Genomic DNA, 25,641 nt, shown 5'->3' on the forward strand with positions numbered 1-25,641 from the left:
GCCTGTTTTTGTTTTGTGACAAAAACGGGTTTTTTTATTGTTTGAAATTCATATGAAGGAGTCATGCAAATGGCTGAACAAGATCAAAATGCCATCCAGCAGGAATTGAAGACACGTCATGTCTCCATGATTGCCTTGGGTGGATCAATTGGAACGGGGCTCTTTTTGGCCTCTGGAGCAACGGTATCACAAGCTGGACCAATGGGCGCCATTACTGCCTATTTGGTGATGGGTGTCATGGTTTACTTCCTGATGACTTCACTTGGTGAAATGGCAACTTATATGCCAACTACTGGTTCGTTTTCAGAATACGGTAATCGTTTTATTGAACCAGCTATGGGCTTTGCCCTTGGGTGGAATTACTGGTTTAACTGGGCGATTACCATTGCGGCTGAAGTCTCGGCGGTTGGTTTGGTCGCGCAGTTCTGGCTGCCTCACGTACCGGCTTGGGTTTTCTCAGCGATTGTGTTGGCACTGATTTTCTTTATTAATCTCTTTTCCGTTTCGACTTTTGGTGAAACTGAATTTTGGTTGTCGACAATCAAGGTTGTGACGATTGTCTTCTTCTTGATTATTGGTGTCTTGACCATTTTTGGGGTTATTCACTCAAATCAAAACGTCATGCATAACCTGTCTGTTGGTAACCACGGTTTTGTTGGTGGCTTCCAAGGTGTCTTGTCGGTTTTCTTGGTTGCTGGTTTTTCATTCCAGGGAACAGAAATGGTGGGGATTACTGCTGGTGAAGCAAAGGACCCATCAAAATCAGTGCCAAAGGCGATTAACTCAGTCTTCTGGCGGATCTTGTTGTTCTATATCGGTGCCATCTTTGTGATTTCTGCTTTGGTGTATTACAAGGATCCAAATTTGTTGTCAGCTGCTAATAACAACGACATCACGGTTTCACCATTTACGATTGTCTTCAAGAATGCTGGTATCGCTTTTGCCGCCTCATTAATGAACGCAGTTATCTTGACGTCAATTATTTCAGCAGCGAATTCAGCTACTTATGCAGCTAACCGAACACTTTACGCCTTGGCCAAGAAGGGTCAGGCACCAAAGGTATTTTCTAAGTTGTCAAAATTTGGTGTGCCTTGGGCATCCCTATTGTTAACGGTCTTCGTTGGCATGTTTGCTTTCTTGTCAGACATTAAGGGTGGTAGTGAAGCCTACACTTGGTTGGTTGCTGCTTCAGGTCTGTCTGGCTTTATTGCCTGGCTAGGAATTGCCTTAGCACATTTGCGCTTCCGTCGTGCCTATGTTCGCCAAGGTAAGGACTTGAACAAGTTGGTCTATAAGGCACGCTGGTTCCCATTTGGTCCGATTTTGGCCATTGTTTTGTCAATCGTAGTGATTGTTTTGCAAGACCCAACTTCCTTTACTCACTTTGATTGGGAAAAGATTGGCATGACTTATCTGTCAGTGCCAATTGTCGTGATTCCATACATTGTCTATAAGATTGTTAAGAAGTCAAAGTTGATTCCTTTAGATGAAATTGATTTGGATTCAAAGGCTGAACATTAAAAATTGGTTATTCAGCCGGATTTCGGTTGGGTAGGTTATGTTTCTTAATTAATAAAAGAGCTTCCACCTTTAGGGTGGAAGCTCTTTTTGTGAAAGAAATCAGTGCTAATAGGTTAATCGCTCATTTCAGCTAAATCAAGAATAGAATTTGAGAAAAGATAGATAAAGCGTTGAGCAAAAATGTCAGGCTTAACAGGCTCTTCTTGCGTGAGCCAGATACTGATGGCGGCCATGACTTGGTTAATCGTAAGTTCAGCAAGTGTTTGTGAGGTTAACTCATGTTGGTTTCCGTTTGCACCATCAAAGTAGGGGATGAGCATGTCGATGTACTGTTGATTTAAGTAGGGACGCCAGGCTGGATCTGCTACTTTTGAATAAAAAACACCAAGGAATTCATGTTTTTCATAAAGTGATGGAATAACGTTTTCAGCGAAAAAACTTAGTAATTCTTTGAAGGAATGGTTTTTGTCATGAAAGGCAAAGCACTTTAACTGTTGGTATGGTTTATTATCAACGTAATAATGCAGTGATTGCGTTAATTCCTCAATATTTTGAAAATGATTTTTGTAGATAGCTTGTCTGGAGACACCTAATTCTTCAGCGATTTTGGCTAATGAAATATCTTTTGTACTCTCAGCGACTCGGGCGACCTTCAGGTATGCGTAAAAAATGCGTTCGGTTGTCACGGGTTGGGGATTTTCCATGGTGTCCTTTCGATTAAATGAAAATTAATATTGTGGATTATTGAACATTATACCATCTCGGGGGCTGATAAAATGGTCTTTTTAGAAATTGATTGACAGTTGTGGTTAACACCTGACAACCAAAAGCCCTTGAAAAGAGTGGACAAAACTCGGTAGAATGTAACTGTTGTGACACTGTTATGTCTTTTATTTATAGCAAAGAGGAGAGACTTTGTGAAGAGGCAGAGCGGTCCGCGTGATGTCCGTGCGTCGTTTCACTTAATCTGCATTGGTGAGAGATGAAAGGACCAGTTGGGGCAACGATTAAACTCCCTGGTCCTTTTAAGGTGCATAACTTTGTTGATTAGCAAATCAGTAATTGGTGAACTGCAAGTATACATAGGTTTGAAGGTCCACAACAAAATATTTTTCAAGAAAAGGATTGACCGAAGATGAGAGCGGTCAATCCTTTTTCTTTTTTGTTGTCTGGGGATAATTTACCCAATTAATCAATTTAAATATTTATATTTTTTTAATTTATTTAAAATGCATATTAAGGCTGATTTAACCGGTTTTTGATAACAATTTTTGCTGAATTTTAAAGAAGGGACTCTTGACTTTGATTGACAGAAATGGCCACTTTCCGTATAGTGGATACTTAGTAAAAATCTTAACAAAGTTCATGGATCCATGACATAGCACCGTTTTCGAACAGAAAGGGACCTAACGATGGCATATCAAGAAAAGAATCGCCGCAAAATTTTACTTCTCCTCCTCATGGGCCTTTTGGCCTTCTCTTTAGTGATAGTCGATATCTATCATGGCTTTGGCACCCTGTCCTTTTTAGGGACGAATGTAGCAAGTCAGCAGCCGGAATTGGCAGGCGTCGTCTTGAAGATGCGCTTAACTCGAACGCTGACAGCGGCCTTAGTTGGCGCGTCTTTGGGATTAGCAGGATTGTGTATGCAGAATATGCTGAAAAATCCAATTGCAACCCCCTTTACCCTGGGTTTGTCATCGGCGGCTAGCTTTGGCGCCTCGCTGAGCATCCTATCGGGTTTTCCCTTTGTCTTTGGGCAGGCGAACGTTCAGGCCAGTGCCATTTTTTTCTGCTTTTTGGGCAGTGCTGTTATTTTGCTGATTTTTTCAGCTGGCCAAGTGAGTATGAACACGATTATCTTAGTTGGGACTGCGATTAATTTGTTCTTTACTTCTTTGCAGGAGTTATCCAAGTACTTTGCTAGCGAGCGGAATGCCCAACGAATGACGACCTGGAGCCTTGGTGATTTATCAAAGTCTTCCTGGGATAGTGTCTTAGTGGTCTTTATTGTTCTCTACATTGTGCTGGTACTGATTTATCGGCAAAGTTGGGAAATGAATCTCGTGCAGCTGTCTGATGAAAGCGCCCAGTCGATGGGTGTCAACGTCAAAAGAACGCGTCTTTTAATTTTCTTTGCTTCGGCGCTGGTAACGGCTGTGGCGATTTCCTTTGTTGGGACGATTGGTTTTATCGGTTTGATTGCGCCACACTTTGTCAAAATGCTTGTCGGTAACGATGCCAGATTTACAATTATCGGTTCGGCCATTATGGGTGTGGTGGTTTTGTTGTTGGCGGCGGTTGTTTCCAAGGCGTTGATTCCCGGTACGATTATCCCGGTCGGCATTATTACTAGTTTGGTCGGTGTGCCGTTTATGTGCCTAGTGGCCATTCGAAAGGGGCAACGCTCATGACGATTTTAGTAGAGAACCTAACGGTTCAAAAGAAAGCGAAGCCAATCCTAAAAGATGTGAATTGTCGTTTTGAGGATGGACACTTATCAACCATTATTGGTGTCAACGGCTCCGGGAAAAGTGTCTTTCTCAAGGCGCTATTGGGTTTTGAGAAAAAAGATGGGCAAGTGACTTTTGAAAAAGACCATAAAATCTCCTATATCCCGCAAAAGGTCACGGCCGACCAATATTTTACGGTTTTTGAATTTATTTTGTTGGGGCTGTACGGTGACTTGGATTTTCGCGTGAACGACGATCAGTTGCAGGCGATTGAATCGGTCATGGATGAATTAGGAATTGGCGATTTGGCAGACCAACAGTTTGCTGACCTTTCCGGCGGCCAACAACAGCTGGTGGTCTTGGCGCAGGCCTTGGTCCGGCAGCCAACGGTTATTATTGCGGACGAACCCACGTCTGCTTTGGATATTAAAAAGCAGTTACAGTACTTGCAAACGCTGCAACGCTATGTTCATCGCCACCAAATTGTGGGCATCATCGTTATCCATGATTTGACCCTGGCTGCCCGGTTTTCAGACAGCCTCTATCTGATGCAGGGCGGTCAGCTGATTTCTGCGGGGGATCCGGACCAGGCTTTGCAACAGGAACGGTTAGAGGATTTGTATGGCGTTGAATTAGAAATGAAGGGAACGGTCGATCAACACTTAGCCATCATTCCTTTGCGACCGATTGAGGAGGGTTCACGATGAAAATCAGAAAAGCTCTCTCTTGGAGTATTGTTGTTGCCGGCTTTTTCCTCGGCATTGCGGGTATTAAGGCGTTGGAAGGGTTGGAAGACCGTCAGCGGGAAACAACGACAGTGGCGACGCGAGTGATTGAGGATGTGCGCGGCCGGAAGGTGCGAGTGCCTAAAAAGGTTACACGAGCCTACTACCCTTACTACTATCAAAACTTGTTATCAGTTGCTGGGCCGGATGCCTTTGAAAGGGTGGTGGCGACATCGACTTTTGATACGGCCAATTATTCCGGTGTTTTGTATAATCTCTTGAAAGAACGGTCTGCGGGCTTTGACCAAGTCCAAGACGTTGGTTCAACTCTGAAGGGTAGTTTCGATATTGAAAAACTGATTGCCCTGAATCCCGATGTTGTCATTTTGGCTAACTACCAATATGATGGGATTGGAGAAGCCAATATTAAGCACTTAGACGAGTTGGGGATTCCGGTTGTCTTCATTGACTATACTGACCTAAGCCCGGCCGCCCATTACCAATCAACAACCATCCTTGGTCAGGTCTTTGATACACAAAACCGCGCCAAGGCGCTTAATCAGAATTATCAACGCCATATCACCAATGTGGCGCAGCGGTTGAAGTTGGTGAAGGAAAAGAAGCGAGTTTATGTGGAACAGCGGTCCTCAGGCGCTTCCTTTGCCGAATACGGTAAGGCATATGGCGATGGCATGCTGATGGGCACCTTGGCCAAAGCGGCCGGAGCAGATAATATCTACCGTGACCAAATTAAGACCACGGGGGATGTCAATCCTGAGTTCTTGTTTGCACAGGACCCGGACGTAATCTTCATCGATGGTACCAACTATGCCGATCCACGTTCGGTTTCCTTAAAAGTTGGTTATGGTATTAGTCCAAAGGAAACGCAGCAGAGTTTGGCAAAATTAGTAGCGCAACGGCCTGGCTTTAGCCAGCTCAAAGCAGTTCAAAGTGGCCAGTTGTATGCTTTAGATAATCATTTGATGCGGACGATGAAGGATTATGTCTTAATAGAGTATATGGCCAAAAGTTTGTATCCAGAACTCTTTACTGATTTGAAACCCGAAAAGAATTTGCAAGACTTTAATGAAAAGTATTTGCCTGATTTGGCAGATAAAGATTCTTTCTTGGCCCAGTGGGACATGGAAAAATCATAACGAAGTAAGTTTAAATAAAAGGTAAGGTGAAACCCGCGAGCGTAGCGGGATTAGGCCTTGCTTTTTTCTTTGATAATCGGTACAATAGTAGTCAGAAACACTGTAAATAAATATGGCAGTTGGTGATCTCTTGTCCACTCAACGCCCTTATATCAGGCAATGCCCGCTCTTGGCGACAAAAACGTGGCTTGCTTTTTTTGTGCCTTATTGGCCGAAATAAGGGCTTGATTTCGCAAATTGTAATCAAATTGTAATATTTTCCCTAGTAAACAGTGAATAACAGACGAGGTGATACTGTGGCAGGACATTTAGTAAATTATGGTAAATATCGTACCCGCCGATCATACGCCAGCATTAAAGAAGTGTTGGATCTTCCAAATTTGATCGAGGTACAACTGGCATCCTACCAATGGTTCTTAGATGAAGGAATCAAGGAGATGTTTAACGACATCATGCCAATCGAAGACTTCCAGGGTAACTTGTCTTTGGAGTACGTGGACTATCAATTGATGGAACCAAAGTACAACATCGATGAAGCTCGTGAACACGATGCGAACTACTCAGCACCATTGCACGTGACGTTGCGTTTGACGAACCATGAAACTGGTGAAATCAAGTCACAAGACGTCTTCTTTGGTGATTTCCCATTGATGACTGAACAAGGAACGTTCATCATCAACGGTGCCGAACGAGTAATCGTTTCACAGTTGGTTCGTTCACCTGGAATCTACTACAACCAAGAAGCTGACAAAAATGGTCGCCCACACTTTGGAACAACAGTTATTCCAAACCGTGGGGCTTGGTTGGAATACGAAACAGACGCAAAGGGAATTGCCAACGTTCGTATCGACCGGACACGTAAGTTGTTGATGACGGAATTGGTCCGTGCCCTTGGTTTCGGTTCAGATTCTGATATCATCGATATCTTCTCAGACGGTTATGACGCCTTGAACATGACTTTGGAAAAGGATGTTCACAAGAACATGTCTGACTCCCGTGTTGAAGAGTCATTGAAGGACATCTATGAACGCTTGCGTCCGGGTGAACCAAAGACAGCTGACTCATCACGTGCTTTGTTGGTGGCTCGTTTCTTCGATCCAAAGCGTTATGATTTGGCACCAGTTGGTCGCTACAAGATTAACAAGAAGTTGTCATTGAAGACGCGTTTACTGAACCAGACTTTGGCTGAAACATTGGCCGACCCTGATTCTGGCGAAATTATTGCTGAAAAGGGAACGCTTGTTGATAAGGCTGTCATGGCTAAGTTGGCACCGTTCTTGGATCGGGAAGACTTTAAGACAGTTACTTATACACCATCCGGTGATGCTGTCTTGCAAGACGAAGTGGTCTTGCAAAAGATTAAGATTGAATCACCTGAAAACCCAGACAAGACTTTGCTTTTGATTGGCAACGGACACTTGCCTGAAGACGAGCATAATGTTCGTCCAGCTGATATCTTGGCAGGAATGAACTACTTCATGAACTTGCAAGAAGGTGTTGGCCAGGTTGATGATATCGATCACTTGGGAAACCGTCGTATTCGTTCCGTTGGGGAATTGTTGCAAAATCAGTTCCGCATTGGTTTGACACGAATGGAACGAGTTGTTCGCGAACGGATGTCAATCCAAGATGCTGCGACTGTTACGCCACAGCAATTGATTAACATTCGTCCAGTTGTTGCAGCAGTGAAGGAATTCTTTGGTTCATCACAGTTGTCACAGTTCATGGATCAGACAAACCCATTGGGTGAAATGAACCACAAGCGTCGTCTGTCAGCCCTTGGTCCTGGTGGATTGACTCGTGACCGTGCCGGTGTTGAAGTTCGAGATGTTCACTACACGCACTATGGTCGAATTGACCCAATTGAAACGCCCGAAGGTCCTAACATCGGTTTGATCAACTCTTTGGCCACTTATGGTCGTATCAACAAGTATGGCTTTATTGAAACACCATACCGTCGTGTTGATTGGGGAACTCACAAGGTTACCGAAAAGATTGATTACTTGACGGCCGACGAAGAAGATAACTATATCGTTGCCCAAGCCAACACGGAATTGGAAGACGATGGTTCATTTGTTCATAAGACTGCCATGGCCCGTTACGGTGAAGAAAACATCGAAACGCCAATCGAAAAGATTGACTATGTCGATGTTTCGCCAAAGCAGGTTGTCTCAGTCGGAACGTCTGTTATTCCTTTCTTGGAAAACGATGATTCCAACCGTGCTTTGATGGGTGCCAACATGCAGCGTCAGGCCGTGCCTTTGCTCGACCCACATGCGCCAATTGTTGGTACTGGTGTTGAATATAAGGCTGCCCACGATTCTGGTGCTGCCATTATCTCAACTGCTCCAGGAGAAGTTGAATACGTTGATGCCAAGGAAATCCGTGTCCGTCGTGAAGATGGTCAATTGGATACCTACGAATTGATGAAGTTCCGCCGTTCAAACGGTGGTAAGAACTATAACCAAAAGCCAATTGTGAAGGTTGGGGAACAAATCGATGACGACCAGGTCTTGGCCGATGGTCCATCAATGGAAAAGGGTGAATTGGCCCTTGGACAAAACCCAGTTATTGCCTTTATGACTTGGCATGGTTATAACTTCGAAGATGCCATCGTCTTGAACGAACGCTTGGTTCGTGAAGACGTTTATACATCAATTCACATCGAAGAATATGATTCAGAGGCTCGTGATACAAAGCTTGGCCCTGAAGAAATCACACGTGAAATCCCGAATACTGGTGAAGAACAGTTGAAGGACTTGGACGAAAACGGAATTATCCGTGTTGGTGCCGAGGTTAAGGATGGCGACATCCTGGTTGGTAAGGTAACACCAAAGGGTGTGACTGATTTGTCAGCCGAAGAACGTTTGTTGCATGCCATCTTCGGAGAAAAGGCTCGTGAAGTTCGCGATACTTCTTTGAAGGTACCACACGGTGGTGGCGGAGTTGTGCAATCCGTTCGAATCTATACACCTGAAAATGGTGATGAATTGGCTCCTGGCGTGAACATGATGGTTCGTGTTTACATCGCTCAGAAGCGTAAGATTCAAGTTGGTGACAAGATGGCCGGTCGCCACGGAAACAAGGGTACTGTTTCAGTCGTTGTTCCTGAAGAAGACATGCCATACTTGCCAGATGGAACACCAATCGACATCTTGCTGTCACCCATGGGTGTGCCATCACGTATGAACATTGGACAGGTTTTGGAATTGCACTTAGGATTTGCTGCTAAGAAGTTGGGCATCCACGTAGCTTCCCCTGTCTTCGATGGTGCTTCAGATGATGAAATCGAAGAAGCATTGGCCGAAGCCGGTTTGCCACAAGATGGTAAGTCTGTTGTTTATGACGGACAAACTGGTGAAGCCTTTGACAAGCGCGTCGCCGTTGGTGTAATGCACTATATGAAGTTGGCCCACATGGTCGACGACAAGATTCACGCCCGTTCAATCGGTCCTTACTCTCTTGTTACGCAACAGCCATTGGGTGGAAAAGCTCAGTTCGGTGGACAGCGTTTCGGAGAAATGGAAGTTTGGGCTTTGGAAGCCTACGGTGCTGCCTATACCTTGCAAGAAATCTTGACTTACAAGTCAGATGATGTTGCTGGTCGTGTCAAGGTTTATGAATCAATCATCAAGGGTGACGCAATCCCTAAGCCAGGTGTGCCGGAATCATTCCGTGTCTTGGTGAAGGAATTGCAAGCCTTAGGTCTTGACATGCGTGTCTTGGACCAAGAAGGTGAAGCCGTTCAATTGAAGCAGATGGATGAAGATGACTCAGTCTTGCCAGTTGATGCTTTGGAAAAGTTGGCTCGTACGAACCCTGATTTGCTTAACCGCGATGACGAAGAAGTTAAGGTAGCCTTTGATAAGGTAGAAGAAGACGCTGGTCAAAATTCTACTGATGAACAAGAATAATTAAAAGAAAGGTGACCGAATAGATGGCAATCGATGTTAATAAATTCGAGAGTATGCAAATCGGTCTGGCCTCACCTGATCAAATCCATGACTGGTCTCATGGAGAAGTCAAGAAGCCAGAAACGATTAACTATCGTACTCTTAAGCCTGAAAAAGATGGTTTGTTCGATGAACGAATCTTTGGCCCAACAAAGGATTACGAATGTGCTTGTGGAAAGTACAAGCGGATCCGTTATAAGGGAATCGTCTGTGACCGCTGTGGTGTTGAAGTTACTTCTGCCAAGGTTCGTCGCGAACGCATGGGTCACATTGAATTAGCTGCCCCAGTTACCCACATCTGGTATTTCAAGGGAATTCCATCACGGATGGGATTGGTCTTGGATATGTCACCACGATCATTGGAAGAAGTTATCTACTTCGCTTCTTATGTCGTTGTTGAACCAGGGGATGCTCCTGTTGAAAAGAAGCAATTGTTGACTGAACGTGAGTACCGTGATTACAAGAAGGAATTCGGTGCAAACTTTAAGGCCGGCATGGGTGCTGAAGCTGTGAAGGAATTGTTGGCCAATGTTGATTTGGCTGGCGAAGCCGATGCTTTGAAGCATGAATTGCAAGAAGCAACTGGTCAAAAGCGTGTTCGTGCGGTTCGCCGTTTGGACATTATTGAGGCCTTCTTGCAATCAGACAACAAGCCAGAGTGGATGGTCATGGATGTTATTCCAGTTATCCCACCTGACTTGCGTCCAATGGTTCAATTGGAAGGTGGCCGTTTTGCCACTTCTGATTTGAACGATTTGTACCGTCGTGTTATCAACCGTAACAACCGTTTGAAGCGTTTGTTTGACTTGCATGCCCCAGGCATCATTGTTCAAAACGAAAAGCGGATGTTGCAAGAAGCCGTTGATGCCTTGATGGATAACGGTCGTCGTGGCCGTCCTGTTTCTGGTCCTGGTAACCGTCCTTTGAAGTCTTTGTCTCACATGTTGAAGGGAAAGCAAGGACGTTTCCGTCAGAACTTGTTGGGTAAGCGTGTTGATTACTCAGGACGTTCTGTTATCGATGTTGGTCCATTCTTGAAGATGAACCAAATGGGATTGCCACGTCCAATGGCAATCGAATTGTTCCGTCCATTTATCATGCGCGAATTGACGAAGCGTGGCCTTGCTGGCAACGTGAAATCAGCTAAGCGTAAGATTGATAAGGCCGACGAAGACGTCATGGACGTTTTGGAAGACGTTATCAAGGAACATCCAGTTCTTTTGAACCGAGCACCTACATTGCACCGTCTTGGAATCCAGGCCTTTGAACCGGTCTTGGTTTCAGGAAAGGCAATGCGTTTGCACCCATTGATCTGTGAAGCGTATAACGCCGATTTCGATGGTGATCAGATGGCCATTCACGTGCCTTTGTCTGATGAAGCGCAAGCGGAAGCTCGTTTGCTGATGTTGGCCGCAGGCCACATCTTGGCACCAAAGGATGGAAAGCCAATCGTTGCTCCTTCACAGGATATGGTGATTGGTAACTACTACTTGACGACTGAAGAAGCTGGTCGTGAAGGCGAAGGCATGATCTTCTCATCTGTTGATGAAGCTCGCATCGCTTTTGCTAACAAGTTAGTTCACTACCAAACTCGTGTTGGTATTCAAACTTCTTCATTCTCAGAAAAGAAGCCATTTACTGATGACCAACGGTCAAAGATTATGGTGACGTCAGTTGGTAAGCTGATTTTTAACGAAATCTTGCCAGTTGAATTCCCATTCATCAACGAACCATCTGATGATAACTTCCAAGGAGTTTCTGATGACTTCTTTATGGAACCAGGGGAGAACATTCACGAATTCTTAGCAGATCGTGAAATCATTAAGCCATTCAAGAAGGGCTTCTTGTCTGACATCATCGCGGAAGTCTACAAGCGTTACAAGGTGACGGAAACGTCATTGCTTTTGGACCGCATGAAGGACTTGGGTTATGATATTTCAACTCAATCTGGTTTGACTGTTGCCATGACCGATGTTACGGAATTGGCTGACAAGCCAAAGATTTTGGCTGATGCGCACGCTGAAGTTGAACAAGTAACGAAGCAATTCCGTCGTGGTTTGATTACAGATTCAGAACGGTACCAACGTGTTATTGATATCTGGTCAAAGGCCAAGGATGTTATCCAAGACGAATTGATGGCTACTTTCGACACTCGTAACCCTATCTACATGATGCAGGATTCAGGTGCTCGTGGTAACATTTCAAACTTCGTTCAGTTGGCTGGAATGCGTGGTTTGATGGCCGGACCTGGTGGTAAGATTATCGAATTGCCAGTTACATCAAACTTCCGTGATGGTTTGACTGTTATGGAAATGTTTATCTCAACTCACGGTGCTCGTAAGGGTATGTCTGATACGGCCTTGAAGACGGCCAACTCAGGTTACTTGACTCGTCGTTTGGTTGATGTTGCTCAGGACGTTATCGTTCGTGAATACGACAATGGCTCTGACCGTGGTGTTGCTGTTAAGGCTATCGTTGATGGTAGCTCAGTGGTTGAACCATTGTACGACCGAATTCTTGGTCGTTACGCTATGAAGACTGTCTTTGATCCTGAAACAGGTGAAAAGATTGTTGCCCGCAACGAAATGATTGATGAAGATGCCGCTAAGAAGATTGATGCTGCTGGTATCGAAGAAGTCACTATCCGTTCTGTCTTTACATCAACGACAGAACACGGTGTTTCTGTCTTGGATTACGGACGTAACTTGGCTACTGGTGAAGAAGTTGAAGTTGGTGAAGCCGTTGGTACTGTTGCCGCCCAATCAATCGGGGAACCTGGTACGCAGTTGACCATGCGTAACTTCCACACGGGTGGAGTTGCCGGTGGAAACGATATCACGCAAGGTTTGCCTCGTGTGCAGGAAATTGTTGAAGCTCGTATCCCTAAGGGACGTGCTGAAATTTCTGAAGTAACTGGTAAGGTTACAACTATTGAGGAAAATCCAGCCGAACGTACAAAGGAAGTCACAATTGAAGGTGAGACTGATACTCGCACCTACACATTGCCTTTGGCTGCCCGGATGCGCTTTGGTGAAGGCGACATGATTAACCGTGGTGATGCCATCAATGAAGGACCAATCGATCCAAAGGAATTGTTGGCCGTAACGGATACTTTGACTGCTGAATCATACATGTTGTCAGAAATCCAAAAGGTTTATCGTTTGCAGGGTATCGAAGTTTCCGATAAGCACATCGAAGTTATGATTCGTCAGATGTTGCGTAAGGTTCGTGTCATGGATCCAGGTCAGACTGATTTGTTGCCTGGAACTTTGATGGATATCGCTGATTTCAAGCGGGCTAACGAACCAGCGTTGTTTGCTGGTAAGGTTCCTGCGACTGCTCGTCCTGTCTTGCTTGGAATTACAAAGGCTGCCTTGGAGACTAATTCATTCTTGTCAGCTGCCTCATTCCAAGAAACAACGCGTGTCTTGACGGATGCTGCTATCCGTGGCAAGAATGATCCACTTGTCGGTTTGAAGGAAAATGTTATCATTGGTAAGATTATCCCTGCCGGTACTGGAATGGCTGAATATCGTAAGATTAAGCCAGAAGTTGTTGGTGAAGTTGTTGACCAACCAGAAGAAAAAGACATTCAATCTTTGGACCAAGTTGCCCAAACAATTGATGGTCAAGACTAAAAGAATCATGGGAAAACCAGCGAAAGCTGGTTTTTTTATTGTCCAAAGTCTCGGAGTACGGTAGACTAGGAGTAGATTTAAAAACGAGGCAAGCATGAAAAAAGTAAAAATTGACTGGATTGATTGGATCCAAAAGCTGAATAAAAAACAACTTTGGGCAACGGCGGTCATTCCGGCAGTGCTCCTATTAGTCTTGTTATTGGTCCGCATTGAAACCGGTAACGAAGCCTATAATCAAAACTGGTTTGTTTATTTCTTTGCGGTCCTTTACGCTGCCGCGTTTAGCCCGATTGGGGAACAAATCCAATTCCGTTTGTTTCCACAATCGATTCCGCATAACCAATACCAGGTGACCACTTGGTCGCAATGGAAACAGGCGATGATCACGGCTGCTGTTTTGATGATTATTTCGCTTTTATTTTGGCCAATTCAAAAGCAGGGCGAGATTGCGATTCACCTGATTGCGGCGATTATTGTTGGCTTTTTGTCAATGTGGACAATTCGGATGGTGCAGGGAATGCGCCAAGAAAAGAAAAATAAGCGTTAAGTTAATCACTCGTTATCAGTCAGTGAGCTCACGACTGGAGCGAGTGTTTTGCCTTGTTAAATGAATGTTACTTAGGCTCTAATTTGGTAAAATCAGGACAAAAAGAGCCTGATTACTTGTTGGGTCAGAACAAACTTGGTACTGTCTAGGTGTCGCTAGCCTGGTTGGACCAAACTGAAAAGAGATATTGAATGGAACAACTTGACTATGAACAGATGAATGGGCTGTCTTTAGCCTACATCGGTGATGCGATTTATGAATTAACGGTCCGCAATCATTTGGTCGCCATGGGATTAACAAAAGTAAACGACTTACAGAAAAAGTCACGGCACTATGTCTCGGCCAAAGCACACGCTGCCTTGTACCAATTGATGGAAGATGATCAATTGTTAAAGGAGAATGAGTTAACTTACTTTAAGCGTGGTCGCAATGCCAAATCATATACTAAGGCTAAAAATACCAACGTTGTGGCATACCGGATTTCAACTGGTGTGGAAGCGATGATTGGCTACTTGTACTTGTCTAAGCAAGAAGAGCGTTTACAAACGATTATGGAATGGATTTTCGACCAAGTGGAAAGCGGGAGAACGAACAATGTCTAATGAGCAAGCACCAGCCTTTATTTACGGTCACCATGCCGTTGTTGAGGCTTTAAAACAAAAAACAGCAATCAACAAGTTGTGGCTACAGCCAGGTCTGCAGCCAAAGGTAGAGCGGGAAGTTAGCCAATTAGCTAAGCAACAGGGCATTGTTATCCAACAGGCACCGAAAGCAAAGTTGGATGAGTTAGCCGATGGTGGTAATCACCAGGGCTTGGTTTTGTCAGTGGCTGCCTTTACTTATGCTAGTCTAGACGACTTGTTTGACAAGGCTAAGAGCAAAAATGAGGATCCTTTTTTCCTGATTTTGGATGAAATTGAAGATCCCCATAACCTAGGATCCATTTTGCGAACGGCTGATGCTGCTGGTGTTCATGGTGTGATTATCCCCAAGCGTCGGGCAGTGCAACTGACTGGAACGGTGGCTAAAAGTTCTACTGGTGCCATCGAGCACGTACCGGTTTGTCGCGTGACGAATTTGGTGCAAACGGTTAAGACATTGAAAGAACGTGGCGTTTGGATTTTTGGCACTGACATGGCCGGACAGGATTATCGGACATGGGATGCCAAGGGTGCTACGGCTCTAGTTATTGGAAATGAAGGAAAAGGGATTTCGCCCTTACTGAAAAAGCAGGTTGACGGTATGTTAACCATTCCAATGATTGGTCATGTTCAGTCGTTGAATGCCAGTGTGGCCGCTAGTTTATTAATCTATCAAGGATATAGCTCAAGACACCCTCTCTAAGGGGCCTTGTGTTCACAAAGCCCCCTGCGAAAAGGAGGCTTTTTTGATGGAAAAAATACAATTGCGGGAGGGGAGCCACGAGGTGCTCTTAGCACAACAAGGTGATGAGGAGGCCTTTGTAACCCTCTATCGTCGTCATGTGGGCATGGTTTGGTTGGTCTACGGTAACTATTTGACCAATGTTTGCCGCGCCGATGATTGGGAGGCTGATGCCCTTGAAGCCACGCTGCACTGCCTAAGGCGTTACGATGTGCAAAAGGCTCGGGCCAAGTTTTCGACCTATTTAATGGCTGCCTTGCGTAATCGGGCGATTGACTATCTTCGCAAGCAAAATACAAAACAGGAGCAGTTTAACCGTGCCATGACCCATTTTGATGCCGGTCAGGATTTGCCTGTTGTTATTGCTGAGCCAACGGGAACACCGGAACAACAATGCATTGCTCGTGAAACTCTAGCGGAAGTCTTAAACTGTCGCAAAAGCGAAGTGGCGCAAATTATTAGTTTTTTAATTGGTGATGGAAAAATCTTATTAAAACCGCATGAATCAAATCATCAAGTGACGAGGGTTCAATATCGGTTGAAACAGGCCTATTTACGTCGACTCCATGAGTGAATGTTGAAAATTAGGCCTAAAGATGCTATGATGCTAGTTAGTGAGGTAACTTTATGCCAAGTCAAAAAGCATCATTGGCCTGTGAGGTCTGTGGATCAAGAAATTACACCGTTACCCTGGCAAAGGGGCGGGTTGAGCGCTTGAGCGTGAAAAAGTTTTGTCCCCATTGCGGAAAGCATACGCTCCACCGAGAAACAAAGTGAGGTAGTGAACCATGATTACATACTTTAAAAATGTCGCTGCAGAAATGCGCAAAGTTTCTTGGCTGTCAATGGAACAAACGACAAAGGAAACGGTTGCTGTGATTAGCATTTCAATCGTTTTTGCTATCATTATCGGTGCATCAGATTGGCTCCTACAACAAGGTGTCAATTTGTTCTTGGCACGATAAGTCGTAATATAGTATACTAAAGGCAGTTAGAAGAGTCAGCGGACTCTTTTTTATTTGCAATTGAAGGAGGAAGGGCATTCGCCCAAAATAACCATGACTGAAGAAATCGAAAAGGCTTGGTTCGTTGTCCACACATACTCAGGTTACGAACACAAGGTTCAAGCAAACTTGGAATCACGAACACAAACAATGGGAATGGCTAACCAAATTTTCCGGATTTTGGTGCCAGAACAAGAAGTTTCAACTGTTCAAGATGGTGAAGTAAAGACTTCCATCGAAAATGATTTCCCTGGTTATGTCTTGGTTGAAATGGCCACTCCACAAGATGGCAATATGACCGATGAAGCTTGGTACGTTGTTCGTAACACACCGGGCGTTACCGGATTTTTGGGTTCTCACGGAGCCGGATCAAAGCCAAACTCTTTGTTGCCTGAAGAAGTTGAATTGTTGATGAAGCGAATGGGTATGACTGATCAAGCAACTGTTGACTTGGACATTGAAGTTGGCCAAACCATCAAGATTGTTGCTGGCCCATTCAATGGTATGGAAGGAATTGTCCGTGCGATTGATAATGAAAAGCAGGAAGTTGAAGCAACAGTTGAAGTCTTCGGCCGTGAAACACCAACTGAACTTGGTTTCAATGATATCGATACAAACTTCTAATTAAAGTTTAGAGCCGTTACAAATGCTTTTGTTAACGGGTTTTCAGGAAAAACGTCCTTTACTTGGGACGTTTTTTTTGTTATACTACTCTGGTATGTCAAAGACATGCGTGGAAGTAGCACTAAAGCTACGTTCTACCACAACACGAGGAGGAAATATATCGTGGCTAAAAAAGTTATCAATGTTGTGAAACTGCAAATTGCCGCTGCCAAAGCAACTCCAGCTCCACCAGTTGGACCTGCCTTGGGACAAGCCGGTATTAACATCGCACAGTTCACTAAGGAATTTAACGCACGGACTGCTGACCAAGCTGGTTCAACAATCCCTGTCGAAATCTCAGTTTTCGATGATCGTTCATTCGAATTCGTTACTAAGACTCCACCAGCAGCTGACCAATTGCGGAAGATTGTTGGTAAGGGTTCTGGTGAACCTAACCGTACTAAGGCCGGTAACGTAACCTTGGACCAAATTCGTGCAATTGCTGAAAACAAGATGGCAGATTTGAATGCCAACGACGTAACAGCAGCCATGAAGATGATCGAAGGAACAGCCCGTTCAATGGGTGTTACGGTCGACGGTGTGGACTTGACTGTTGAAGGAACAGCAATCAAGGAGGACGCAGAATAATGACACAAAAGCATGGTAAGAAGTATTTAGAAGCTGCTGCTAAGGTTGAAGCTGAAAAGGCTTACGCATTGGCAGACGGAATTTCTTTGTTGAAGGAAGTTTCATACGCAAAGTTTGACGCTTCAGTTGAAGTTACTTTCAAGTTGAACGTTGACACTCGTCAAGCTGACCAACAACTCCGTGGTGCTGTCGTTTTGCCTAACGGTTCTGGTAAGGACAAGACTGTTGTTGTCTTTGCTCAAGGCGACAAGGCAAAGGAAGCCGAAGCTGCTGGTGCTGACGTTGTTGGTGCTGCTGACTTGGTTCAAAGCATCCAAGACGGTTGGTTAGACTTTGACGTTGCTGTTGCAACTCCTGACATGATGGCGCAAGTTGGTCGTGTTGGTCGTGCATTGGGTCCTAAGGGATTGATGCCAAACCCTAAGACTGGAACTGTAACTATGGATGTTACCAAGGCTGTTTCAGATGCTAAGGGTGGTCAAGTGACTTACCGTACTGACCGTGACGGAAACGTTGCCGTTACTGTTGGTCGTGTATCATTTGACGATGCAAAGTTGGCTGAAAACATCAAGTCAATTGCTGACACTGTTTTGAAGGCTCGTCCTGCAGCTGTTAAGGGAACTTACGTTTCAAACGTTGCTTTGTCTTCAACAATGAGTCCTGCAGTTACTTTGGACTTGGCTTCTCTTTAATTGACAGCCTAGCTGAAAACTGCTAAGATGAATAAGTAAATAAAATCAATTTTGCCTAAGACTCAGGTGGTGCTCGCACCTTAATATCCTGCCGAGGAAGTTATCAATTAACTTTACCCGTCTGTCTTTTGCAGGCGGGTTTCTTTTGCAAAAAAATCTTTGAAAGGAGAATTTCATATGAGTGAACAAGCTATTGCAATCAAAGCACAGAAGGTTTCAGAAGTTGCCGATCAATTTAAGGCCGCTTCAGCCGCTGTTGTTGTCAACCCTCGTGGTTTGACTGTTGCCGAATCAACTGACTTGCGTTCACAGTTGCGTGAAGAAGGCGTTGTCTTGGAAGTTATCAAGAACAAGGTTTTGGAACGTGCTGCTAAGGAAGCTGGTTTCGAAGAATTGAACGATTTGTTTGCTGGCCCATCAGCCGTTGCCTTCTCAAACGACGACGCTGTTGCCCCAGCCCGCATTTTGAAGAAGTTTGCTGACGGAAATGACAAGCTCGTTATTAAGGGTGGTGTTGTTGACGGAAGTATTGCTGGTGTTGATGAAATCAACAAGTACGCTTCATTGCCTTCTCACGAAGGTTTGCTTGGTCAGTTGATGGCCGAATTCCAGTTCCCAATCCGTTCTTTCGCTTATGCTGTTAAGGCATTGCAAGAAAAGAAGGAAGCTGAAGAAGCTGCCCCAGCTGCTGAATAAGCACAACTATAAATTACAAACTATTTAAAAACTAATTGGAGGAATTAATCATGGCTTTTGATAAAGACGCGATTATCGCATCATTGAAGGATGCAACAATTTTGGACTTGGCTGACTTGGTTTCAGCTATCGAAGAAGAATTTGACGTTTCAGCTGCTGCTCCTGTAGCCGCTGCTGGTGCTGCTGGTGCCGATGGCGCAGCTGCTAAGTCAGACTTTGACGTTGAATTGACTTCAGCAGGTACTGCTAAGGTTAAGGTTATCAAGGCAGTTCGTGAAGCTACTGGTCTTGGCTTGAAGGAAGCTAAGGACATGGTTGACAACGCACCTTCTGTTATTAAGGAAGGCGTTGCCGAAGCCGATGCTAACGAATTGAAGGAAGCTTTGGAAGCTGCCGGCGCTTCAGTTACTTTGAAGTAATCCTAGAAAAAGGGCCTTTAGGGGCTCTTTTTTTGTACATATTTTAGTAAAATGAGAACAGAGGACAACAACGCAATGACGGAAAAAATTTCAGGTGAACAATACTTCACGGCGCAACCAGATGCAGCCCATGACTATCAAGATTTTGATTTTGAACTTTTAGGCAATAATTTGCATTTCACGACGGATGCCGGTGTTTTTTCCAAGAGAACGGTGGATTTTGGGACACGGACGATGCTTGCTGTTGCGGCGGAAACTGATTTTCCAGCTGGTCGGGTATTGGATTTGGGAACTGGTTACGGACCGGTGGGGATTGCCATTGCCAAGGCGCTGAATAAGAATGTTGATATGGTCGATGTCAATCAGCGTGCCCTTGATTTAGCCCAAAAGAATGCCAATAAAAACGGGGTGGGTAGCCAGGTGAAGGTTTTCCAATCCAATATTTACGAAGGTATTCAGGACCAATATGCCTTAATTTTGGTTAATCCGCCAATTCGAGCTGGTAAGCCAGTGGTGACAGCGATGCTCCAGGAAGCTAAAAATCATTTGCTGCCAGGTGGGAAGTTGCTGGCTGTTTTGCAAAAAAAGCAGGGCGCACCATCGGCTCAAAAGAACCTGGAAGCTGTTTTCGATGATGTTTCGATTGCCGGTAAAAATAAAGGCTACTATGTCTTGGAGGCAGTTAATGGCTGAAATCCCAACTTTAAGCTCTGATCAAGTGGCTTATTTTATGGATATTGCCTTAGCGGAGGCGAAGCGGGCTGGTGAAATTGGCGAGGTACCAATCGGCGCCGTGATTGTTAAAGACGGTCAGGTGATTGCGACTGGTTCGAACCGACGGGAAATTGATCAAGAGGCCAGTAGTCATGCTGAATTATTGGCCATCAACCAGGCAAATCAGGAGATCGGTACTTGGCGGTTAGAAAATACGGCGCTTTTTGTCACGCTCGAGCCATGCCTAATGTGTGCTGGGGCCATCATCAACGCTCGGATTCCATTGGTCTATTATGGTGCTCAAGACCAAAAAGCGGGGGCTGTCTCGTCTCTCTATAATGTCTTTGAGGATGAGCGGTTAAACCATCAAGTAAAAACTTATATTGGTGTGAAGGCTGATCAATCCAAGGCCTTATTGAAGGACTTTTTTCAAGAAATTCGTCAGAAGCAAAAGGCAAAAAAGCAGGCTGCTAAGGAATTGAAAAAGTTGGCCGAAAGCGAGTAACCATCAGGTTTCCAGGCTGATTTTTCTTCTTTAAAACGCTTGCTAAAAACCTGATATTTCGCTATAATAACAGTGCAGGCAAGGGTTGCCTTTCGAACCGAGTCAGGACAGAAATGTAGCAGCTCTAAGATTGATTAACCTTGTGCTTGTGTACATAGTAAAACCGCCAGAAGGCGGCTTTTTTTGTAAGGGAGGGGACCACCATGGCATATCAAGCACTTTACCGGGTGTACCGGCCAAGGACTTTTGAGCAAATGGTCGGCCAGGAAGTGATTACCAAGACGCTCGAGAACGCTATCGAGCAAAAGCAAACGGGTCACGCCTACCTATTCTCGGGTCCGCGAGGAACGGGAAAAACCTCAGCGGCCAAGATTTTTGCACGGGAAGTTAATGGTATCAGTGAAGACCAGGCAAACGAGTCCCACCCTGACATTATTGAAATTGATGCGGCTTCGAACAACGGAGTTGATGAAATCCGCTCCATCCGTGATTCGGCTAATTACGCGCCGATTGAAGCACCGTTTAAAATTTATATTATTGATGAGGCCCACATGTTATCGACGGGGGCCTTTAATGCGCTTTTAAAGACTTTAGAGGAGCCACCAGCTCAGGTAAAGTTTATTTTAGCGACGACTGAAGTGCAAAAAATGCCCGCAACGATTCTGTCGCGGACACAGCGCTTTGAGTTTAAGCGCCTTTCAAACGAGACAATTAAGAACCGCATGATTGAAATCCTACACCAGGAAAATCAGGCATTTGAAGACCAAGCCTTAGATGTTGTGGCGACTGCCGCCGAAGGTGGGATGCGCGATGCGCTGTCGATTTTGGACCAGGTGATTGCCTATGGCCCCGATAAAATTACGCTCGAAAATGCCTTAACGGTAACTGGTTCGGTCAAAATTGATCAGCTACTGACTTATTTAAATCAGGTGTTGGACCAAGATACGGCGGCCGCTTTGGCTACTTTGTCTGCGATTTTGTTGGCAGGGAAGGATGCTAATCGGTTCTTAGCTGATTTGATGGCGACCCTGCGGGATGTGATGCTCGTTGATTTAGCGCCGGATTTGGTGAAGGCAACCAGCAAGGTAGAAGAGTTAAAGGCCTTTAAAACCAAAATCTCTCAAGACCAGTTGCAGCAAATGCTCGTTGTTATTGACGACGTTAAAACCCAGTTGGCGGCCTCGCTGCAAAGTGATATTTACCTGGAAATCTTGACGGTCAAGTTGACGCTTTCAGACGAAGACAAAAGCCAGCCGATCTCAAAGGGTCAGTCGACTCAAGCACCACTGACGAATAGTACCACTGACAAACAAGGTAAGCCAGCTGCTCAGGCACCTGAATCCGTTCAGGATAATAAGCCAAACGAGCAAGTAGTAGCCCAAGCCAAGCCGGTTGTTGATACCGCAGTTGTTGACCAACCGGTTCAGCAGAATGCAGTACCAAGCACAAGGCTAGAGCAAAGCACAGATTTGTTGGCGGGTGCTGACTTTGCCGGTGAAGAACCAAGCGCACCAGTGGAACCGGAAGTCAGCCGGCCAGTAGCAGAGCCAAAGCAAAGCACAGCGGACAGTCAAGAACAGCCGGTCCAAGCAACAACAACTACCAGTCAGCCAGTTACCCGAACGCTCCCAACCGTTTATACAGGTCAAGAGCCCGTCCAAGCGGTTCTGTCTCAAGCAAAGCGAGATCGGTTGACACAGGCGCAAAACATCTGGCCCGACTTAGTCAAGGGCTTTGCAGTCAAAGACCAGGCGGTCTTGCAGACGGTTGAACCAATGGCCTCTTCTGACCAGGCCCTGATTTTAGCCTTTGATTTCCCAGCCATTATGGATGCCAGTTTACAAAATACCGATTTACTGGCGAACTTGGCAAATGCTCTGCGGGAAAATCAGCTACCAGAAACCTTAGTCTTGCGGAGTAAGGACGAATGGCAAAACGACCGGGCGGCTTACGTGACAGCCTTGCGGTCGGGACAAAAAATCGAGATTTCGCTCGCTGACCTGACTCCGACTGTCTTAGAATCCAATCACGACCAGGTGGCTGCAATGACTGAGACGGCGAACCAAGAAAAAGTCGACCAAGGGCCTGATTTAGTCCAAGAAGCCAAAGACCTTTTTGGGGACGATTTGGTCGTTGTGACCAAAACAGATGATGAAGGAAAATAGAACATGCAATATCCAGAACCAATTGCAAAATTAATCGATTCATATTCGAAGTTACCGGGGATTGGGGCAAAAACTGCTAGCCGGTTAGCCTTTTACACATTGGGGATGGATCAAGAAGATGTTAAATCCTTTGCAAACGCCTTGGCAACGGCGAAAGAATCAGTTACATTTTGTGAAATTTGCGGTAATATAACAACAAAGGATGAAAATCCCTGTGCTATTTGTTCCGATCCTAGCCGTGATCAAAGTACTGTTTTGGTTTTGCAAAATCCAAAGGATGTGATGGCGATGGAACAGACTGGGGAATACCACGGACTTTATCATGTCTTAAATGGCGTGATTTCCCCCAGTGCCGGAACAGGGCCAGAGGATATTAATCTGCCATCTTTAATTAAGCGCCTTTCAAAGGATGAACAGATTCAAGAAGTGATTGTTGGGACGAACGCCAATACCGATGGCGAAGCAACCGCGATGTACTTGGCGCGCCTTTTGAAGCCAGCCAATATTAAAGTAACCCGACTAGCAACCGGCCTAGCGGTTGGAGCCGATATCGATTATGCGGACCAACTGACCTTGATTAAGTCCATCGAAGGCAGAAATGAGCTCTAATGTTTAATAAAAAGAAAAAAGTGAATACGGGTTTTCTCAAAGAAGAGTTTGACGAATTGCTTTTAAGTCAAATTAATCAAGCGCGTTTAGAATATCATCAAGCGCAAGAATCCGAAACGGCATTGGTTGATTCGCGGGTTAACGGTCATATGATTCAGGCCCAAACGGCAGTCGATAAGGCAAAGTTCTTGTACCTCTACAATGAAGCAAAGCGTCGCAAAGCGGTGGCGAAGCAACCGCTGATTTTCAAGCAACCACAGGAATAGGAGCTTCCCATGAGTGAGATGCATTTTTTATCATTTGAGGGCCCAGAGGGTGCAGGAAAAACCACGGTGATTGAGGCGGTGCGTCCGTACTTAGCAGAATTGGCTCAGGCGGATGTCTTAGTAACCAGAGAACCAGGTGGAACACCAGTGGCCGAAGGAATTCGAACGCTTCTCCAAGAAAAAACGGAGCCAGCAATGGATCCGTGGACGGAGGCGCTGCTCTATGCCGCTTCTCGGCGTGAGCACCTTGTCCAAACCGTCCAACCGGCGATTGCTGCGGGCAAGGTGGTTTTGTCAGACCGGTACCTTGATTCGTCATTGGCCTACCAAGGTGGTGGGCGTGAACTGGGTGTTGACCGAATTGCCGGGTTAAATGCCTTTGCCACGCAGGGGCAACTACCAGACCTAACGATTTACTTGGATTTGCCTGTCGAGGTTGGGCTGGAGCGGATTTTTGCCAATCGAAAGGGTAAGATTGACCGACTGGATGAAGAGGAACTTTCTTTCCATCAGACGGTCCGTCAAACTTATTTGGAATTGGTGGAAAAAAGCCCCGAACGAATCAAGCTGGTCAACGCCAACCAAGATGTTCAAGCTGTAATTGAAGAAGTCAAGCAGGTCCTAGCGACCTATTGGAGGTAAAAAGATGAAATTAGTCAATGCCATTGTTCAAGATAAAGATGCAACAAAGTTAGCCAACGCCTTCGTCAAGGCTAAGATTCAAGCAACTCGTCTCGCCACATCAGGTGGCTTCTTACGGTCTGGTAACACGACCTTTATCATTGCCATTGATGAGGACCGGGTCGAGGAAGTTTTGCAAATTATTAAAGATATTTCACAAAAGCGGAAGCAATTTATGGTGCCACCAATTAGCGTGGAGGGGGAGCGGACAGGTGCTTTCCCAGTTGAAGTCGAAGTGGGTGGTGCCACTGTCTTCACGCAGACAATTGATGATTTCTACCAGTTTTAATTTTTAATGGCTAAAAAAAACAGTAACAAGGGTCAAACAGCCCAAAATACCGCCGAACCGGCTCTTGTTGACCAAGACTTTCAGGCAATGGCAGAAGCGGCTTATCCGGCTAATTACCGCCAGTTTGAGCAAGCGGTAGCGGAAGATCGTCTCTCACACCTCTATTTGTTAGCCGGTGTGGGGGAGGCTGAAAAAATCACCTTGGCGAAGTCGTTAGCTTCCTTTGTCCTTGGTCAAGATGAGCTAACGAAGCAGCGTGTGGCTGCTTTTGACCATCCTGATTTTGTGACCGTTTTACCCGAAAAGCCGGGAGCAGCGATTAAAATCGCGCAAATCAGGGCCTTGGTCCCAGAGCTGACGACAACCGCCTTGGAAGGGCAGCGAAAAATTTTCGTGATTGACCAGGCGGATACGTTAACGACGGCCGCAGCTAACTCCTTGTTGAAATTTATCGAGGAGCCGGCGGGTCCGCAATTGATTTTGCTGTTAACAAATAAAGCAAGCGATGTCTTGGCAACGATTCGATCGCGCGCCCAGCTGGTGAATCTACAGGCCTCCAATCAAGTCAACCTGGACAGTCAGGCTGCGAAGGAGGCTTTTGCCAAGGAAGCTCAGACAAAGGTTTTCAAGTGGTTTGAGCTAGCAATGACGCAGGATGTGGCCTTAATGGCTTATTTGCAGGGACAGCTTTTGCCCTTGGTGACCCTCAAGGACCAGGAAAATCAGGTTCTGTCTTGGCTTCAGTCACTCGGTCGCGATTTAGCAGTTTATGCTTATGTTGATCAAGACCAATTGGCTTTTCCACAGTTACTTGGTTTTTATAAGGAAATGGTCAAACGTTATCAACCAGACCAGCTGTTAGCAGTGGGTAATCTGATTTTGCAAATCGACCAATTGAAAAACGTTAATATTTCTTGGCAAAGTCGGTTAGAAAAGCTAGGGCTCGAAATCACAATAGCCTTGGGATAGGATG

At 45.3% G+C, this 25,641-nt stretch carries 26 protein-coding genes, 1 other RNA gene and 1 other annotated feature; of the genes, 26 read left to right on the forward strand and 1 reads right to left on the reverse strand.

The window, feature by feature from the left end:
- Positions 1-69: 69 nt before the first annotated feature.
- A complete protein-coding gene (locus AOQ32_RS06215; protein ID WP_059394058.1) occupies positions 70-1,521 on the forward strand; it encodes an amino acid permease in 1,452 nt (483 codons plus the stop codon).
- Positions 1,522-1,634: 113 nt separating this feature from the next.
- On the opposite strand, the gene AOQ32_RS06220 is transcribed toward AOQ32_RS06215, so the two are convergent.
- Positions 1,635-2,225: a TetR/AcrR family transcriptional regulator gene (locus tag AOQ32_RS06220; RefSeq protein ID WP_059394059.1), complete on the reverse strand. Its 591-nt coding sequence runs from the start codon at positions 2,223-2,225 to the stop codon at positions 1,635-1,637.
- A gap of 708 nt (positions 2,226-2,933) precedes the next feature.
- Between AOQ32_RS06220 and AOQ32_RS06225 the strand changes: the two genes are divergently transcribed.
- The 25 genes from AOQ32_RS06225 to AOQ32_RS06345 all read left to right on the forward strand — a co-directional run bounded on the left by AOQ32_RS06225 (position 2,934) and on the right by AOQ32_RS06345 (position 25,637).
- Complete coding sequence (locus AOQ32_RS06225) at positions 2,934-3,935, forward strand: FecCD family ABC transporter permease (protein WP_059394060.1); 1,002 nt, start codon at positions 2,934-2,936, stop codon at positions 3,933-3,935.
- The gene (locus AOQ32_RS06230; RefSeq protein ID WP_059394061.1) at positions 3,932-4,681 is read left to right on the forward strand and encodes an ABC transporter ATP-binding protein; all 750 of its coding nucleotides are present in this window, start codon (positions 3,932-3,934) and stop codon (positions 4,679-4,681) included. The genes AOQ32_RS06225 and AOQ32_RS06230 overlap by 4 nt, the downstream gene beginning before the upstream one ends.
- Entirely contained in the window at positions 4,678-5,856 is a 1,179-nt protein-coding gene (locus tag AOQ32_RS06235; protein WP_059394062.1) for an ABC transporter substrate-binding protein, read from the forward strand. Before AOQ32_RS06230 ends, AOQ32_RS06235 begins: the two co-directional genes overlap by 4 nt.
- Before the next feature lie 296 nt (positions 5,857-6,152).
- The gene (gene rpoB / locus AOQ32_RS06240; RefSeq protein ID WP_047974806.1) at positions 6,153-9,770 is read left to right on the forward strand and encodes a DNA-directed RNA polymerase subunit beta; all 3,618 of its coding nucleotides are present in this window, start codon (positions 6,153-6,155) and stop codon (positions 9,768-9,770) included.
- A 23-nt stretch (positions 9,771-9,793) separates the two neighbouring features.
- Positions 9,794-13,447 (forward strand): DNA-directed RNA polymerase subunit beta', encoded by a 3,654-nt coding sequence (rpoC, locus tag AOQ32_RS06245; RefSeq protein WP_059394063.1) that lies wholly within the window; start codon positions 9,794-9,796, stop codon positions 13,445-13,447.
- A gap of 94 nt (positions 13,448-13,541) precedes the next feature.
- Positions 13,542-13,994, forward strand: a complete 453-nt coding sequence (locus tag AOQ32_RS06250) for a hypothetical protein (RefSeq protein ID WP_047974804.1) — start codon at positions 13,542-13,544, stop codon at positions 13,992-13,994.
- 191 nt (positions 13,995-14,185) lie between these two features.
- The gene (locus AOQ32_RS06255; RefSeq protein WP_047974803.1) at positions 14,186-14,596 is read left to right on the forward strand and encodes a Mini-ribonuclease 3; all 411 of its coding nucleotides are present in this window, start codon (positions 14,186-14,188) and stop codon (positions 14,594-14,596) included.
- Positions 14,589-15,338 carry a 23S rRNA (guanosine(2251)-2'-O)-methyltransferase RlmB gene (rlmB, locus tag AOQ32_RS06260; protein WP_047974802.1) on the forward strand — a complete coding sequence of 250 codons (750 nt, stop codon included), beginning with the start codon at positions 14,589-14,591 and terminating at the stop codon, positions 15,336-15,338. Before AOQ32_RS06255 ends, rlmB begins: the two co-directional genes overlap by 8 nt.
- Positions 15,339-15,384: 46 nt before the next feature.
- Positions 15,385-15,951: an RNA polymerase sigma factor gene (locus tag AOQ32_RS06265; RefSeq protein ID WP_059394064.1), complete on the forward strand. Its 567-nt coding sequence runs from the start codon at positions 15,385-15,387 to the stop codon at positions 15,949-15,951.
- Positions 15,952-16,004: 53 nt separating this feature from the next.
- On the forward strand, positions 16,005-16,154 hold the full coding sequence (rpmG, locus tag AOQ32_RS06270; protein ID WP_083994448.1) for a 50S ribosomal protein L33: 150 nt from the start codon (positions 16,005-16,007) through the stop codon (positions 16,152-16,154).
- A gap of 11 nt (positions 16,155-16,165) precedes the next feature.
- Complete coding sequence (gene secE / locus AOQ32_RS06275; RefSeq protein ID WP_059394065.1) at positions 16,166-16,342, forward strand: preprotein translocase subunit SecE; 177 nt, start codon at positions 16,166-16,168, stop codon at positions 16,340-16,342.
- Positions 16,343-16,435: 93 nt separating this feature from the next.
- Positions 16,436-17,005: a transcription termination/antitermination protein NusG gene (gene nusG / locus AOQ32_RS06280; protein WP_059394066.1), complete on the forward strand. Its 570-nt coding sequence runs from the start codon at positions 16,436-16,438 to the stop codon at positions 17,003-17,005.
- 162 nt (positions 17,006-17,167) lie between these two features.
- Entirely contained in the window at positions 17,168-17,632 is a 465-nt protein-coding gene (gene rplK / locus AOQ32_RS06285; protein ID WP_047974798.1) for a 50S ribosomal protein L11, read from the forward strand.
- Positions 17,632-18,324 carry a 50S ribosomal protein L1 gene (gene rplA, locus AOQ32_RS06290; RefSeq protein WP_059394067.1) on the forward strand — a complete coding sequence of 231 codons (693 nt, stop codon included), beginning with the start codon at positions 17,632-17,634 and terminating at the stop codon, positions 18,322-18,324. Before rplK ends, rplA begins: the two co-directional genes overlap by 1 nt.
- Before the next feature lie 36 nt (positions 18,325-18,360).
- Positions 18,361-18,479 (forward strand) — a sequence feature (ribosomal protein L10 leader region).
- Between the two features lie 22 nt (positions 18,480-18,501).
- Positions 18,502-19,020 carry a 50S ribosomal protein L10 gene (rplJ, locus tag AOQ32_RS06295; protein WP_059394068.1) on the forward strand — a complete coding sequence of 173 codons (519 nt, stop codon included), beginning with the start codon at positions 18,502-18,504 and terminating at the stop codon, positions 19,018-19,020.
- A gap of 50 nt (positions 19,021-19,070) precedes the next feature.
- Positions 19,071-19,439 carry a 50S ribosomal protein L7/L12 gene (gene rplL / locus AOQ32_RS06300; protein WP_047974795.1) on the forward strand — a complete coding sequence of 123 codons (369 nt, stop codon included), beginning with the start codon at positions 19,071-19,073 and terminating at the stop codon, positions 19,437-19,439.
- A gap of 75 nt (positions 19,440-19,514) precedes the next feature.
- The gene (locus tag AOQ32_RS06305; protein ID WP_059394069.1) at positions 19,515-20,132 is read left to right on the forward strand and encodes a class I SAM-dependent methyltransferase; all 618 of its coding nucleotides are present in this window, start codon (positions 19,515-19,517) and stop codon (positions 20,130-20,132) included.
- Entirely contained in the window at positions 20,125-20,658 is a 534-nt protein-coding gene (gene tadA / locus AOQ32_RS06310) for a tRNA adenosine(34) deaminase TadA (RefSeq protein ID WP_059394070.1), read from the forward strand. The genes AOQ32_RS06305 and tadA overlap by 8 nt, the downstream gene beginning before the upstream one ends.
- Positions 20,659-20,728: 70 nt before the next feature.
- An RNA gene (gene ffs / locus AOQ32_RS06315) (signal recognition particle sRNA small type) lies at positions 20,729-20,815 on the forward strand.
- 46 nt (positions 20,816-20,861) lie between these two features.
- On the forward strand, positions 20,862-22,823 hold the full coding sequence (gene dnaX / locus AOQ32_RS06320; RefSeq protein ID WP_059394071.1) for a DNA polymerase III subunit gamma/tau: 1,962 nt from the start codon (positions 20,862-20,864) through the stop codon (positions 22,821-22,823).
- A 3-nt stretch (positions 22,824-22,826) separates the two neighbouring features.
- Positions 22,827-23,432: a recombination mediator RecR gene (gene recR, locus AOQ32_RS06325; protein WP_047974791.1), complete on the forward strand. Its 606-nt coding sequence runs from the start codon at positions 22,827-22,829 to the stop codon at positions 23,430-23,432.
- Entirely contained in the window at positions 23,432-23,698 is a 267-nt protein-coding gene (locus AOQ32_RS06330) for a YaaL family protein (RefSeq protein ID WP_047974790.1), read from the forward strand. The genes recR and AOQ32_RS06330 overlap by 1 nt, the downstream gene beginning before the upstream one ends.
- Before the next feature lie 9 nt (positions 23,699-23,707).
- A complete protein-coding gene (tmk, locus tag AOQ32_RS06335; protein ID WP_059394072.1) occupies positions 23,708-24,340 on the forward strand; it encodes a dTMP kinase in 633 nt (210 codons plus the stop codon).
- 4 nt (positions 24,341-24,344) lie between these two features.
- Positions 24,345-24,668, forward strand: a complete 324-nt coding sequence (locus tag AOQ32_RS06340) for a cyclic-di-AMP receptor (protein WP_047974788.1) — start codon at positions 24,345-24,347, stop codon at positions 24,666-24,668.
- Positions 24,669-24,674: 6 nt separating this feature from the next.
- Positions 24,675-25,637 (forward strand): hypothetical protein, encoded by a 963-nt coding sequence (locus tag AOQ32_RS06345; protein ID WP_059394073.1) that lies wholly within the window; start codon positions 24,675-24,677, stop codon positions 25,635-25,637.
- The last annotated feature ends 4 nt before the right edge of the window (positions 25,638-25,641 follow it).

The sequence above is a fragment of the Fructobacillus tropaeoli genome, assembly GCF_001047135.2.
GTDB classification, from domain to species: Bacteria; Bacillota; Bacilli; order Lactobacillales; family Lactobacillaceae; genus Fructobacillus; species Fructobacillus tropaeoli.

Coding starts and splice junctions, on each gene's coding strand:
- rplJ (WP_059394068.1), top strand. CDS start 18,502: ATGAGTGAACAAGCTATTGCAATCAAAGCACAGAAGGTTTCAGAAGTT.
- AOQ32_RS06345 (WP_059394073.1), top strand. CDS start 24,675: ATGGCTAAAAAAAACAGTAACAAGGGTCAAACAGCCCAAAATACCGCC.
- tadA (WP_059394070.1), top strand. CDS start 20,125: ATGGCTGAAATCCCAACTTTAAGCTCTGATCAAGTGGCTTATTTTATG.
- rplA (WP_059394067.1), top strand. CDS start 17,632: ATGACACAAAAGCATGGTAAGAAGTATTTAGAAGCTGCTGCTAAGGTT.
- AOQ32_RS06305 (WP_059394069.1), top strand. CDS start 19,515: ATGACGGAAAAAATTTCAGGTGAACAATACTTCACGGCGCAACCAGAT.
- AOQ32_RS06235 (WP_059394062.1), top strand. CDS start 4,678: ATGAAAATCAGAAAAGCTCTCTCTTGGAGTATTGTTGTTGCCGGCTTT.
- AOQ32_RS06265 (WP_059394064.1), top strand. CDS start 15,385: ATGGAAAAAATACAATTGCGGGAGGGGAGCCACGAGGTGCTCTTAGCA.
- rlmB (WP_047974802.1), top strand. CDS start 14,589: ATGTCTAATGAGCAAGCACCAGCCTTTATTTACGGTCACCATGCCGTT.
- AOQ32_RS06340 (WP_047974788.1), top strand. CDS start 24,345: ATGAAATTAGTCAATGCCATTGTTCAAGATAAAGATGCAACAAAGTTA.
- nusG (WP_059394066.1), top strand. CDS start 16,436: ATGACTGAAGAAATCGAAAAGGCTTGGTTCGTTGTCCACACATACTCA.
- AOQ32_RS06330 (WP_047974790.1), top strand. CDS start 23,432: ATGTTTAATAAAAAGAAAAAAGTGAATACGGGTTTTCTCAAAGAAGAG.
- dnaX (WP_059394071.1), top strand. CDS start 20,862: ATGGCATATCAAGCACTTTACCGGGTGTACCGGCCAAGGACTTTTGAG.
- AOQ32_RS06215 (WP_059394058.1), top strand. CDS start 70: ATGGCTGAACAAGATCAAAATGCCATCCAGCAGGAATTGAAGACACGT.
- rpoC (WP_059394063.1), top strand. CDS start 9,794: ATGGCAATCGATGTTAATAAATTCGAGAGTATGCAAATCGGTCTGGCC.
- rplL (WP_047974795.1), top strand. CDS start 19,071: ATGGCTTTTGATAAAGACGCGATTATCGCATCATTGAAGGATGCAACA.
- AOQ32_RS06220 (WP_059394059.1), bottom strand. CDS start 2,225: ATGGAAAATCCCCAACCCGTGACAACCGAACGCATTTTTTACGCATAC.
- tmk (WP_059394072.1), top strand. CDS start 23,708: ATGAGTGAGATGCATTTTTTATCATTTGAGGGCCCAGAGGGTGCAGGA.
- AOQ32_RS06250 (WP_047974804.1), top strand. CDS start 13,542: ATGAAAAAAGTAAAAATTGACTGGATTGATTGGATCCAAAAGCTGAAT.
- AOQ32_RS06230 (WP_059394061.1), top strand. CDS start 3,932: ATGACGATTTTAGTAGAGAACCTAACGGTTCAAAAGAAAGCGAAGCCA.
- secE (WP_059394065.1), top strand. CDS start 16,166: ATGATTACATACTTTAAAAATGTCGCTGCAGAAATGCGCAAAGTTTCT.
- AOQ32_RS06225 (WP_059394060.1), top strand. CDS start 2,934: ATGGCATATCAAGAAAAGAATCGCCGCAAAATTTTACTTCTCCTCCTC.
- AOQ32_RS06255 (WP_047974803.1), top strand. CDS start 14,186: ATGGAACAACTTGACTATGAACAGATGAATGGGCTGTCTTTAGCCTAC.
- recR (WP_047974791.1), top strand. CDS start 22,827: ATGCAATATCCAGAACCAATTGCAAAATTAATCGATTCATATTCGAAG.
- rpmG (WP_083994448.1), top strand. CDS start 16,005: ATGCCAAGTCAAAAAGCATCATTGGCCTGTGAGGTCTGTGGATCAAGA.